General features: G+C 46.5%; 12 protein-coding genes. 4 read left to right on the forward strand and 8 right to left on the reverse strand.

Annotation, left to right across the window (positions count from 1 at the left end; translation table 11 throughout):
• Positions 1–41: 41 nt before the first annotated feature.
• Both RIF25_RS13775 and RIF25_RS13780 read right to left on the reverse strand, forming a co-directional pair.
• Complete coding sequence (locus RIF25_RS13775) at positions 42–179, reverse strand: hypothetical protein (protein ID WP_322879105.1); 138 nt, start codon at positions 177–179, stop codon at positions 42–44.
• Positions 180–278: 99 nt separating this feature from the next.
• Positions 279–932 (reverse strand): helix-turn-helix transcriptional regulator, encoded by a 654-nt coding sequence (locus RIF25_RS13780; RefSeq protein ID WP_322879106.1) that lies wholly within the window; start codon positions 930–932, stop codon positions 279–281.
• Positions 933–1,009: 77 nt separating this feature from the next.
• Between RIF25_RS13780 and RIF25_RS13785 the strand changes: the two genes are divergently transcribed.
• Complete coding sequence (locus tag RIF25_RS13785) at positions 1,010–1,411, forward strand: hypothetical protein (RefSeq protein WP_322879107.1); 402 nt, start codon at positions 1,010–1,012, stop codon at positions 1,409–1,411.
• 1,265 nt (positions 1,412–2,676) lie between these two features.
• On the opposite strand, the gene RIF25_RS13790 is transcribed toward RIF25_RS13785, so the two are convergent.
• The gene (locus RIF25_RS13790) at positions 2,677–4,791 is read right to left on the reverse strand and encodes a pentapeptide repeat-containing protein (RefSeq protein WP_322879108.1); all 2,115 of its coding nucleotides are present in this window, start codon (positions 4,789–4,791) and stop codon (positions 2,677–2,679) included.
• A 189-nt stretch (positions 4,792–4,980) separates the two neighbouring features.
• Between RIF25_RS13790 and RIF25_RS13795 the strand changes: the two genes are divergently transcribed.
• Together RIF25_RS13795 and RIF25_RS13800 are read left to right on the forward strand one after the other, a co-directional pair.
• Complete coding sequence (locus tag RIF25_RS13795; RefSeq protein WP_322879109.1) at positions 4,981–5,265, forward strand: hypothetical protein; 285 nt, start codon at positions 4,981–4,983, stop codon at positions 5,263–5,265.
• A gap of 121 nt (positions 5,266–5,386) precedes the next feature.
• Positions 5,387–5,881, forward strand: a complete 495-nt coding sequence (locus RIF25_RS13800; protein ID WP_322879110.1) for a pentapeptide repeat-containing protein — start codon at positions 5,387–5,389, stop codon at positions 5,879–5,881.
• Between the two features lie 15 nt (positions 5,882–5,896).
• Here RIF25_RS13800 and RIF25_RS13805 read toward each other — a convergent pair whose 3' ends face one another.
• Positions 5,897–6,838 (reverse strand): NAD-dependent epimerase/dehydratase family protein, encoded by a 942-nt coding sequence (locus RIF25_RS13805; protein ID WP_322879111.1) that lies wholly within the window; start codon positions 6,836–6,838, stop codon positions 5,897–5,899.
• 3 nt (positions 6,839–6,841) lie between these two features.
• On the reverse strand, positions 6,842–7,891 hold the full coding sequence (hemE, locus tag RIF25_RS13810; RefSeq protein ID WP_322879112.1) for a uroporphyrinogen decarboxylase: 1,050 nt from the start codon (positions 7,889–7,891) through the stop codon (positions 6,842–6,844).
• Between the two features lie 156 nt (positions 7,892–8,047).
• Between hemE and RIF25_RS13815 the strand changes: the two genes are divergently transcribed.
• Positions 8,048–9,337, forward strand: a complete 1,290-nt coding sequence (locus RIF25_RS13815) for an AmpG family muropeptide MFS transporter (protein ID WP_322879113.1) — start codon at positions 8,048–8,050, stop codon at positions 9,335–9,337.
• Positions 9,338–9,351: 14 nt separating this feature from the next.
• On the opposite strand, the gene RIF25_RS13820 is transcribed toward RIF25_RS13815, so the two are convergent.
• The 3 genes from RIF25_RS13820 to RIF25_RS13830 form a co-directional block, all read right to left on the reverse strand.
• Positions 9,352–9,768, reverse strand: a complete 417-nt coding sequence (locus RIF25_RS13820) for an ATP-binding protein (protein WP_322879114.1) — start codon at positions 9,766–9,768, stop codon at positions 9,352–9,354.
• A 4-nt stretch (positions 9,769–9,772) separates the two neighbouring features.
• Positions 9,773–11,746 (reverse strand): SpoIIE family protein phosphatase, encoded by a 1,974-nt coding sequence (locus tag RIF25_RS13825; protein ID WP_322879115.1) that lies wholly within the window; start codon positions 11,744–11,746, stop codon positions 9,773–9,775.
• 141 nt (positions 11,747–11,887) lie between these two features.
• Entirely contained in the window at positions 11,888–12,214 is a 327-nt protein-coding gene (locus RIF25_RS13830; protein WP_322879116.1) for an anti-sigma factor antagonist, read from the reverse strand.
• Between the last annotated feature and the right edge of the window lies 1 nt (position 12,215).

Raw genomic sequence — 12,215 nt, forward strand, 5'->3', positions numbered from 1 at the left:
ATCTTACTTGACAATAGATAAGTTTAATTATAGCTCACTTATTAATGGGTATTGCCATATTGGGTGTGGTAACGCTGAAGAATGATTTCCCCATCTTGGTATTCAGCGGGAGTTAACCCAGTTTTGTGGGGTTCCCATTGGGAGATGACCCAGACCCAAGCCTGCGGCTCGATGGCCAATAGGGTTACTCATCCGCCGCTCATATTGGAAGAGTAGGCCTGGGGACAGCGTTGATAGGTTTGTAACCGAGATGCAGAGAGGACATAAGCCATGACTATCTAGCCTCTTAATTTCCGTCCCGACCAGACCACTCGCCCCAGGATGGCAAAATCATCCGGGTCAATTTGCTCAGAAATCGGAAACGGGGGATAGGCACTGTTATCACTGGCAATCAAGAGGGTTTTACCTGGCTGTGGGAGTAACCGCTTCACCATCAAGAGAGCATTACAGCGAATCAGATAAATTCCCTCTTGCAAGGGGTCGGGGAGCTTATGGGTAAAGAGTACGGTATCGCCATTATTGAGGGTGGGTTCCATCGAATCACCTCGCACTGTCAGTAATCCGGCATCCTGGGGATTGACGTTCAACTCTTGCTCAATCCAATCCAAGTCTAGGTTAAGCGCATCAACCGCGGTTTCCGCCTCCAAGAATGTACCCGTCCCCGCCGCTGCTTCTAAGTCATACCGAGGAATCGCCACCGTTGGGCGTTGTGGGTAACGTCCCATCAGGAGCCAGGTTGGGTCAGCCTCAAAGGTTTGGCACACACGGGCTAACAGTTCAGCATCGGGGAGACGTTCTTCTTTTTCATACCGCACCAGAGTACGTGCCCCAATCCCTAATAGCTCGGCAAAGGTTTGACGGCTTCGCTTTCCCCGTAACTGTACTAAACGTTCCCCAATTCCACACGAAAGACGCTGATTATGATGATTCATTTTTAATATCATGCCCGAATGGGCGTAATCTAACATAAAACCTATGAGATGTTGAAGGGATGGAACGGAGTCGCCCCATGAACAACAACCCATCTCAAACGCTGACTGCCCAACGGACTAGCTTAGAACAGCAGTATGGTCGCTTCCTAATTTCTGCCCAGTTTGGCCAGAGATGGCAGCAGATGAGTCTGTCACAGCAGACAGAGGTGTTGGCCTATTGTGAACAAATTATTGGCCAGCCTGAAGCCTTGAGATTATCCCCTCTATCCCCTGAAGTTGTCTTAGAAGTCAGTTTAGGTCGGGTTTGGGCCGTGCGGGTCAGTCGTGGATCCGAATTTGCGGCCTATCAATTTGCGAGATGGGCCACAAGGGTATCAGCCTTAGTCGCGGTTCAGCAGACTGAACTGGGTTGGGTTGTGCGGTGTTGGGGGCTAAACCCGTTGGTTTGGCGACAAATCCTCGATGCCCAAGCTGGATGAAGGACTGTCATCAATGACAGTTGAATTTGGCAGTCGAGTCGAGATAAGTGACCTGACCACTACCCAAACAGCCCCCTCACTCCACTGGGACTGATGTTAGTAATAAGGTCGTCAATTGCAGTTCAAGTATCTGGAATCTCTAAATACTTGATATGTTGCAGAAGTGTTAAAAGTTAGCTTAAAGTACAAAAAAAGGGGCGGAAATCAAGTATTTTTCCCTTGAATAAAAACAGTGAAGTATCATGTCATTATTTACAAACATTGTCAAATCGATTCTCAAACAACTTAGCAGTCACGATTACCCTGTTCTCAACTCTCAACTGTTTTTCAAAATCTGGTTAACCTACGTCATAGACCAAGGTTAAACGAGTATGAGAGCCTTATTTTACCGCTTAAACAAATCAGGAATTGAGATTGATATATCTACCTTTTCAAAAGCAAATAAAACTCGTGAGAATGGCTTACTTCGGTGATTTTATCCCCAACTGATGCAGCAAGTCAAACGGAAAAATGCCCCCTGTAAGCTGATGCCATTTTCCATTGATTCAACCATTATTACCTTAACCAGTAAACTCTTTTGGTTGCGAGGATATCATCCAGTAAAGTTGATCAATGGATTTAATCTGACTCAGAACGTCATGAGTAAATGCATGATTAACTTCGGTCAATAAAATGATGCTAAGTTTACCGATGAAATTCTGACAATAATCCCAGAAAATGCAGTCGCCATCATAGATAGAGGATTTGCTGACTGGAAATTTCTCGATGAACTGAGTCAATTAGAACACTTATTCTTAGTGCGAATTAAAAACAATATGAAAACGGATCTAGACCACAACCGCTATTGAATCATTTGATTTTATGATATTGACAGTGGCATAGAGTTTCGTTTGGCCACTAATCTGCTAGGAATGAGTGATCAAGAGATTAGTGAATTGTATCGGCATCGCTGGGCAATTGAAAATCTATGGAAATTTCTATAGAGCAAAGCTTGTTCGCAGAAGATGAACTTATTTTTAGAGAAAATAATCACGAAGAGTCTTAATGGTGTCACGACACAAATTTATATAATTCTGATTACATATTTAATCTTAGAGTTGATGGATATTCCTTTTTGCTATGGTTGTACATTATTAGATAGATTGCGTTATTCAAAACTTGAATTAAGTCGGCATCACTCGGTCATCCACTGGAGCTTTAATTGGTAGTCAGGAATATTTATTACTTAAAATATAAAATTTTATTGCAGCTTTCAACGTTTCTGATTAAAAATAAATAAATAAATTCAGGCCGGGAATGGTGCGGGATAATGTCCAGAACAGTAGGCCAATGTAAGGTAAACCCAGGCCCCACTGATACCAAACCAAACTTCCTACCAGGCCTGGTAACTGTTGATCTCGCAAGCGGACATCATTAAAGCCAAATTTGAGAAAGTTAATTAAACTCAGATCAAAATAATTTAATCCTGTCCAGCGGCGGCCCCAGAGAATTGGTTCATAACGGTCGCGGAAAAAGGGAAATCTTGGCATGATCGGTAAACGCCCAATCAGTAAGCGAAACTGCCGTTGACTGCCATCTTCCACAAAATAACTAATGGTCATCAGGTCATGATAGCGACCTTGGAGATAGATAATCAGGGTTAAAACCAGGGGAATTGGAACCAGAAAAATGACTAAACAAAGCCATGTTAACCCCGGATTGACCGCCGCCCGCATAATTAAACTTCCCCCCACCAGGCCGAGGCCAATCCCCCCAAAAATCATTACCACTGTTTCCACCAGGCCTGGCAGGATGGGAGTTGGCCGCCAGCGTCTAATCCGATCCACCCCCCAGAAGACCAAGGCAAAATAGGCAATCGCTACTAGACCAACTCCAAAAATTAAGCCAAACCGACTCCCATAGGCCGTAAAGGCTAACAGTAAACTCAAGCCCAACCATTGCCAGAGATAACCCCAATAGGCCGTTAAGGAGAGCACCGGCACAACATTTACCTTGGCCTGGAGTTTGACATAGGTGGCGAGATCAATCACATTCCGACTGAGTAAATCACTGAGGTCAGTAAAGGGTTTTTGGACCCGCTGGGCAAGGACTTGGGTGGTCTGGGATGGTGTAAATCCTAGCTGCTGCAATTGAGATTCGGATAGTTGATTCAAATTCCGTTGCCAAAGGGTGCGGCTGAGTTCTTGCCAGTGGCGGAGTTGGCCCATGAGTTCAATGGCATTGGCATCTTGAATTTGCTCCAACTGGCGGAAGTTACGGACTAGATTACGAATGACGGTTTGATTGTTGCGATAGCTGGGCAGGGTGAAGCTGGCCCCGATTTTGCCGGGAGTTCCTAAAATTTGGGCAGTTTTGGCATCAAACTCAAGGTCAGGAATATTGATTTTGGCCTGGGGACTAAAGCTGGCATCACTGAGATCGAGTTGATTGAGAATGGTAGCGGCCCGTAAATTCATTTTTTCTTGGAGTTGGATCCCCCGAAAACTGATCATCTGGTTAAAGCTGGCCTCAGGAAAAAATATCGATTTCTGCCACTGACTACGATTAAAATTCACGGTTCCGAGCCAGCGGGTTTGACTAAAATCTGCATTGCCTTGCCATTGGGAACGGGAAAAGGTGGCGGACTGCTCAAAAATGACGCGACTAAAATTAGCACTGTCACGAAACTCACTATTACTAAAGTCAACGGATTGCTGCCAGCGGGTTTGGGTAAAGTTGATTTTCCGAAAAAAGATCGTCCCGTGCCAATTACTGGCCTGGTGAAATTGACTCCCACTCCAATTACAGGCCTGGCTGAAGCGACTCCCAGACCAATCGGACTTGCTGAAAAAATCTGTATTCTGCCCTTGGACTTCACCTAGAAAAAAAGTATTTCGCCCCGAAACCAGGCCTTGAAATTGGGTGCGATTTAGATAGATAGCCCCCCGCCATAGGCGCAATTGTAAATCGTCTTCACGGTAGTCTTGACTTAACAGGGATCGGGATAAGCGACTTAATTGAAATAACCGCTGCCGATCTTGATTGAATTGAGTTTGTTCTGCACTGGAAAAATTAGGAGCCAAGGCCTGGCCGGTTAAGGGTAAACGCACTCCCAAGGGGCCAAACTGCCAATCCCCCATAATCACGGCATCACTTAAATCCAGGCCCCAGGCCTTGCCAGAACGTTGGAGTTGAGTCGCTAAAACGGAATAAAATTGATCGCGAAAGGGGGTATTTTCTGGACGTAAATCAATTTGAAATTGTCTGAGATCGATAGTGGGTTTGCCATCTAAAGTGATTGGATTTTGGAGTCGTTGTTGCAGTGTTTCTAGGGTTAGTAATGGATGCTCATCTGCAAGGCCTGGCCTGGTTAAACTAATCCACACCAAAATAACAGTCAAAAGATACCGCAAGATGAGCTTGATATGATTTGTTGGTGAACCTTGCTTAGGGCTGAATCTCATTATCAAGACCATCAAATCCTCTAGGGAGCCAATACTTTGCCAACGCCCCATCTTCTAGGTTTATCTCACAAAAGGCGATGGGGAATGTTTGCTACGATTGTAGAACTCCTGCTGACCTGAATTTCTATGAGTGAGCTAGAATTTCAATCCCAAGTCTTGACTGAGTTGCGGGGCATCAACCAACGTCTTGATCACCTCGAGAATGATTTACAACTCATTAAGGGTGATTTAGCTGCCTCGACCCAGCGGATGGACAAATGGGAGGAACGCTTTTTTCAACTCTCCCGCGATAACCTGATCATTGCCCGAACGGTGATTGTGGCGGCAGCTTCGGTGGTCATCTTTGGGAATTTGCTCCAAAATGCAGATGCCATCATTGGGGCGGTGACTAAGTTACTAGATCGGGCTTAGATTTCGCTGCTACCATCGTTCACATCTGTAAAATTCCCCCCCAGGCCTGGGAAATTCAAAGTCCCTAGGGCATAATGATGGGTAATCTAAGGATAGTTATTGTTCCGGTCTGGGATGGGTTATGGCAAGTTTCTGCACAAATATTACTAAAACGAACTGGTTAACTGGGTGCTGTATCCTGGGTATCTTGGTCAACTTTGCAACCCCAGGCCTGGCTGCCAAACCAGAAGACCTCCAACAACTGAACCGCACAGGTAACTGTCCTAACTGTGATCTGAGCTATGCCAACCTTAATGGCCGGAATTTCAAAGGGGCTGATCTGCAAGGAGCCAATCTAAATGCGGCAACTCTCAGAGGTGCGAATCTGACGGGGGCAAACTTGACCGGAGCAACCCTGACCAATGCGGATTTACGGGGCGCGCGCTTTAGTCGTGCAAATTTAACCAATGCCAGCCTGGCCTGGGCCCGAGTTGAGCGGGTGCGGTTTGATCAGGCCAATCTGACGGGAGCTATGTTGGGGGGCAGTAAACTCGCCGGGGCCTTAGATTTAACGGGCGCAACTCTGCCGAATACGAAGCCAGCCTTCTTTGTTTTACCAACTCGGTCATCTCGATAAGGGGTCAATTCCGCTTTATTTAGCTGCTTGGGTGATCCGCAGTAAATCCGTCAAACTACCGCAGTAGGGAGTTAGGCCTAAACTTTGGGGATTGATGATCCTGTCATAACTGAAGTGTCGATATTGGACACAAAAATAATCCCAGGCCGCCATCTGTAAGCCAAAAACCTTGATCAAAATATTCACTAGCCATAACCGGAGCGGCAGTTGGACGTAAATCCGTTGTCCGCTAAAGTCACACATTTCCGCTAACATTTGTTGAACGGTCAAGGCTGGATTACCCAAAACTAAACGCGGGCCTGGGTTTGTTTCAGGGTGCTGAATCAGATGGGTAATCACCAGGCCAATATCGCGACCGTGGACAAAATGAAAACTGCCATCCACATCAAAATATTTGGCCAACCACAACCATTTGAGCGCGTCCCCCAGGCCCCCCGTAATATGAGAAGTTGGTTTGCCATCGCCGCCCCCCCCAAACACCAAGGTGGGAAAAAGCTCCACAATCCGATCCGCAATCCTTAAGGTTTCCAGTTGGTGCAGGCATTGATATTTGGAGCGAATATAATCGGTACCAATCGTCCCAGCTTCCGGGAGGGGATTGAGTTGCCGATCTAGAACACTTGCAGTAGAAAAGTAAAAGACTTTTTGGCAAACGTCTGGATTTAACGCTTCCATTAAGGCCAAGGTTTGAGTTACATTCACCTGGAAAATTTCCGGGCCACCCCACATCGTTGCCGTCAAAATCGCTATGTTGAAAGTTGGGAGTAAAGCCGCTAGGGGTTCCAGGTTGAGCATATCCCCTTGAATCACCGTAATCCCAGGCCGGGCCGTCAGATCCAGGTTTAATTTGGCCGGATTGCGCACCATGAGAAATAATTCATGATCCGTCTGTTGAATCAAGCTTTCGGAAATATAGTGACCAATGCAGCCGCTCGCCCCAGTAACTAAAATCCGCAAGGGTTAATAGCTCCCCGATTTGACCAAATCAAACAAGTAGGCCACATTTTCTTCGGGGGTTTTTTGGAGCACACCATGACCCAGGTTAAAGATATAGCGAGAATCCCCGGCCTGGCGAATAATATCAGCGACCCGTTCCTTAATCACATCGGGACTGGCAAAGAGGGTCACAGGGTCAAGATTGCCTTGAATGCCAATGTTGGGGCCGAAGCGTTGCCGGACTGGACTAATATCGACTGTCCAATCCAAACTGACAATATCCACCCCACTGGCCGGCATCTTATCGAGAATTGCCCCACTGCCATTGATATAAAGAATCATCGGCACATCGGGATAAACCGCTTTTACCCCCCGGACAACCCGCTGTTGATAGGGCAGCGCAAAATTGGCATAGTCCCGCTGGCTGAGTTGCCCGGCCCAGGAATCAAACAACTGCACCACCTGCGCCCCACAATCAATCTGATAGCAAAGATAGGCAGCAATGGCATCGGCCAGTTTTCCGAGGAATTGATGGAGTAAATCCGGCTCCTGGTAGGCCATGGTTTTAATCACAATGTAGTCTTTGGAACTTTTTCCTTCCACGGCATAGGCAGCAAGCGTCCAAGGGGCCCCGGCAAACCCCAAAACAGTCGCTTTATCCCCAACTTCTTTTCTCAGGGTGGTTAAGATCGGGCGAATGAATGGGCAGGCAACTTCTGGTTCAAGGGGGGTTAAGGCATTGACCTGGGCCTGGCTGCGAATCGGCGGATCAATAATCGGCCCTTTACTTTCAATGATGTCAAAGGGAATCCCCAGGCCGGGTAAGGGGGTTAAAATGTCGGAAAAAAGAATGACCCCATCGGGAGCAAAAGCCCGAAACGGTTGGAGGGAAATATCAATGGCTAACTCGGGAATTTCGGAGCGATCACGAAAAGAGGGGTAACGATCCCGCAAGTCTCGATAGACCTTCATGTACCGACCGGCCTGGCGCATTAACCAAATCGGGGGCCGATCTAGGACTTCCCCTTGAGCGACGCGCAACAAATGCGGGAGTACGGAGGTCGTTGTCCCCACGTTTTTAATTCCTTGAAATTCAGTGCATACTCTAGTCTATGCCAGGCCGGGACTCCTGAAAAGTCTCTTGTCGGTCTGCCAGCGGTCTCTACCCCCTGTATAGTGCTATAGAAGCGCAATCTGGCATTGTGTAACACATTTATGGCAAAACCTGGTATGGCAAAACTTGGCTTTAATCCCCTCCAGTCCCTCACTGCCGCAATCAAAGTATTTGAAAGCAAAAAAATGGCGGTTGTGCTCTTGATGGGTTTTTCCTCTGGATTGCCGTTTTTCTTGACCAGCCGCACTCTCCAGGCCTGGATGACCCAAGCAAACGTAGATTTAACGGCCATTGGCTTGTTTAGTTTGGTCGCGCTGCCCTATTCCCTCAAATTTCTCTGGTCGCCCCTATTAGATCGCTATGTGCCCCCCTTTTTAGGCCGGCGGCGGGGTTGGTTGATGGTGACCCAAATCGGTTTATTACTGGCCATTGCAGCGATGGGGTTCCAAAATCCCGCGGTGGGGCTGCGGCTGTTAGCGGTTAATGCCCTCCTGATTGCGTTTTTCAGTGCCAGCCAAGATATTGCCGTGGATGCCTACCGAACCGACATCTTGGAAGAGTTGGAAATGGGGGCTGGGGCTGGGGTTTATGTTTTAGGCTATCGGATTGCGCTGTTGGTAACGGGGTCGGCGGCTTTAATTTTGGCGGATCAAATGCCTTGGCCCTTGGTTTATCTGTTAATTTCTGGGCTGATGATGGTCGGGATATTAACCACCTTTTGGGGAGAGGAACCGGCCACGGATGTCCCTGCACCCCCCTCTTTGAAAGATGCAATTATTTTGCCCTTTGGGGAGTTTTTTCACCGCTTTGGGGGGGGGAAGGCCCTGATTATTTTGCTCTTTGTCTGTTTCTATCGCTATGGAGATGCTCTGATTGGCAATATGGTGACTCCCTTCTTATTAAAAACTGGGTTTAGCCAAACGGAAATTGGGGCCTGGCAAGGGGGCCTGGGCCTGGTGGCAACCATTGTGGGGGTTTTGGCGGGAGGGGCCATTATTAGTCGGATTGGGATTCATCGGGCATTGTGGATATTAGGCTTTCTCCAGGCCCTCAGTAATCTGACTTATTTTGCCTTGGCCCAGGCCGGACAGAGTTATGGGCTGATGATTTTAGCGATTAATGTGGATAATTTTTGTGGGGGCCTGGGAGTAGCAGCCTTAACAGCCTTTCTGATGAGTTTATGTAATCCCCGTTTTTCGGCGACTCAATATGCCCTCTTGTCCAGTTTATTTGCCGTCAGTCGAGATATTTTTACTGCCCCTGCTGGCCGCTTAGCTGAAATTATGGGTTGGCCAGTGTTTTTTCTATTCACCCTTGCCGCTGCCTTACCCGCCTTGGCCCTGTTGCCCTTTTTTGCCCCCTGGCAGAGCCATGAAGAACCTCCCTTACCCCGGCCTGGTCAATAATTTTGATCTGTTTTCTATTCAATCCGAACCAAAAAAGAACTGATATTCTGATCACTCTGAACTTGGTAACTGAATTCATCCACATTTTGTAGGGCTAGGAAAATGCCCAAACCACCAATCGGACGTTCTTCAATGGGTTCTTCTAAAATAGATTCATCAAAGTTCCGCTCCCGTGGATCATAGGCCAGGCCAGAGTCAATCAAAATAATTTTCAAAAACGTTGGCGCAAGTTCAGCACTGATTTCCAGACCAACGGGGGAGGATTGATTCGCATAACCATAGTTAATAATGTTTGTTGCTAACTCGTCCACCGCTAACCTTAAGCGATAGGCTTTCTTTTGGGAAAGTCCAGCAACTTTAGCCGCATTCAGGACATATTTACCAATTGGTTCTAAAGAGTCTAGCTCGGCGGGCAAAACCAGGGTTTCCATAGGATTAATTCCGATAAACTACCAACATCGTAATATCGTCGAACTGAACTGCATCAGCAATATGGTCTAACAACGCTGAGCGCACACATTCTAGAATATTGACATGATCCTCATAATGCTGAATGAGTAATTGTTCAAGTCGCTTACGCCCAAAAAACTCCCCATTGGGGCAACGGGCATCCGTCACACCATCGGTATAACCCACTAAAAGATCACCTGGCTCAAGATTAATGTGATGGCTAGGGAACATAGATTTCGGCATCATCCCCACCGCTGGCCCCGAGGACTTGAGTTGGTGTTTAATCCCGGCCGGGTTGAGAACATAAACCGGCTCATGGCCAGCATTGATGTAGGTTAACATTCCAGTTTTAATATCAAGAACGCCGAAAAATAGGGTCGCAAACATCGCCATACTGGAATGTTCGGTTGTAATGTAGTCATTAGTTAAGTAAACTGCCTGGAGAAACTGATGAACGAGCGGATCCATCCCGTCCAAAATATCGGTGAGATCATCATTTAAGCTGCGATTATCAATGTAAATTTCTGATGACATTCCTGCCCCAGAGAAGACCCGTAAGAGGCTCCGAAAGAGGCCCATAAACATGGCTGCACCAACACCTTTATCACAAACATCCCCAATCACCAGGCCCAGGTAATTATCATCCAAAGCAAAGGCATCATAAAAATCCCCAGACACAGAGCGAGCTGGCTCAAACAAACCCGCAATATCCCAACCCGCCGCTTCCGGTAGATGTTCAGGGAGAAAATCTTGCTGAATTTGCCGTCCCTTTTCTAATTCCAAGCGGTAAACAGCATCCTTAACCTCTTGATCAATCAGATTTTTAAGTTGGGACTGCATATTCATAAAACTTTGCGCCAATGTCCCAATCTCATCTTGGCGGTGAATATCAATCACATAGTCCAAATTTCCATCGGCAATCGCGCTGGTGGCCTGGGTGAGGGCTGTAATCGGGACAGTGCTATGGTGAATAATTTTCCAGGAACTATAGGCAACAATGATTCCAATGAAGGCGACTAGAATTAAACCGACACGATTGACATCGGCAATGGCTGATTGAACTGTTTCTTCAGTATTAATTAAAATTAGTCCCCATGTTCGATTATTTCGATATTTAATTGGCATTGTAAAGATAAACTTTCTGTCAGTGTAGGTGATGCGTTGCTCCCCGGCCAAAACCCGTTTTTCGGCGGGCAAATTCTGACGATTTTCTAATTGACTATAGGTAGTGTTGCCAGTATCCGCGTAAATCCAACCTTCATAATTGACAAAAATGATCCGATCAACATCAATTGATTTGCCTATCTCATTAACAAACCTTGAAATGGCACTGAGGGGAATACATTCCAATAACACGCCTACTTGCTTGTTGCTTTCTGGGGATATTATTGGCATGATCAAGCAGTCTTTGCTATCTTCAATGGTGGTGTTTCTGGTCAGGCGGTTCATCGGCCCCCCACGAGCCTTAGATTCTGCTAGCCATTTTGGAAGCTTATCAAAGGCCTGGAAAGAGTTTTGGGGACTCTCGGCAATTAAATCTCCTTGCATATTAAATATGCTAAAGTCTCCTTCCCAGTGATGAAACTGGGCAAAATGCTGGAGGAGAACCTGTGCTTCTTGTTTCTTAAATTGAATTACGGCTGGGTGGGAAGCCAAAAAATCTGTATCAAGGCGGCGCTCACGATCGAGTCTGCCCATCAGTTCGGCCAGTAACTTGCCCCGACTGACGAGGTCTTGTTCAGCTAACTTAATTAACCGCTCCTCAGTATAAAGATCAAGCCAATAAATTCCGCCCAAGGACACTGGAATGAGGCAAATTAGCAGTAAAAAGACAATCCGTAACTGAATCGAACGGGCAATCGGGTTGTGTTGTTTGATAAAGTTAATTTTCTCAATCCACTGTTGACGAATATTTTTCGTTTTTGCATGGGGTTGATTGGGAATCTTGGCCAAACTCATAGGCCAACGTCCCTGGCATCCAGGCCGAGATCTAGACCCCTTGGCAATGAAATGGAGTAAGGCAAACAATTCATGACGGTCAAGACTCTGGGCCTGGGCCAATAAAAATCAGTCAAATCATCGGAATTGGTTCAATCATCATCAAGTCGTAAAGTCGAAGGCATCCACTAAATAAAAGCTTTGGTGCAAACCGGTTTGATCAATTGTATCTTGTACCATTTCTTGGGCCCCAACAATATAGATATTGACACTAGTGCCCATTTTTTGTTTGGCAAAAATCAGAACTCGTAACCCAGCACTCGACATGTATTCCAGTTCGGCCATCAGTAAAACTAAGCGTTTAATTTCTGCCTTGGCAATCTCTTCAATTTTCTCCTTAAATAGGGGCGCTGTGCTGCCATCTAACTCACCGATCAATGTAACCTTACCCAAGTCTCCTAAAACTTCTGCTTCAATTGTAAATGCCATA

The organism is Pseudocalidococcus azoricus BACA0444 (assembly GCF_031729055.1).
GTDB lineage: Bacteria > Cyanobacteriota > Cyanobacteriia > Thermosynechococcales > Thermosynechococcaceae > Pseudocalidococcus > Pseudocalidococcus azoricus.

Excerpts from the sequence above, each read along its gene's own strand:
- RIF25_RS13800 (WP_322879110.1), top strand. The coding sequence starts at position 5,387 with ATGGCAAGTTTCTGCACAAATATTACTAAAACGAACTGGTTAACTGGG.
- RIF25_RS13815 (WP_322879113.1), top strand. The coding sequence starts at position 8,048 with ATGGCAAAACTTGGCTTTAATCCCCTCCAGTCCCTCACTGCCGCAATC.
- RIF25_RS13780 (WP_322879106.1), bottom strand. The coding sequence starts at position 932 with ATGAATCATCATAATCAGCGTCTTTCGTGTGGAATTGGGGAACGTTTA.
- RIF25_RS13820 (WP_322879114.1), bottom strand. The coding sequence starts at position 9,768 with ATGGAAACCCTGGTTTTGCCCGCCGAGCTAGACTCTTTAGAACCAATT.
- RIF25_RS13830 (WP_322879116.1), bottom strand. The coding sequence starts at position 12,214 with ATGGCATTTACAATTGAAGCAGAAGTTTTAGGAGACTTGGGTAAGGTT.
- RIF25_RS13785 (WP_322879107.1), top strand. The coding sequence starts at position 1,010 with ATGAACAACAACCCATCTCAAACGCTGACTGCCCAACGGACTAGCTTA.
- RIF25_RS13795 (WP_322879109.1), top strand. The coding sequence starts at position 4,981 with ATGAGTGAGCTAGAATTTCAATCCCAAGTCTTGACTGAGTTGCGGGGC.
- RIF25_RS13825 (WP_322879115.1), bottom strand. The coding sequence starts at position 11,746 with ATGAGTTTGGCCAAGATTCCCAATCAACCCCATGCAAAAACGAAAAAT.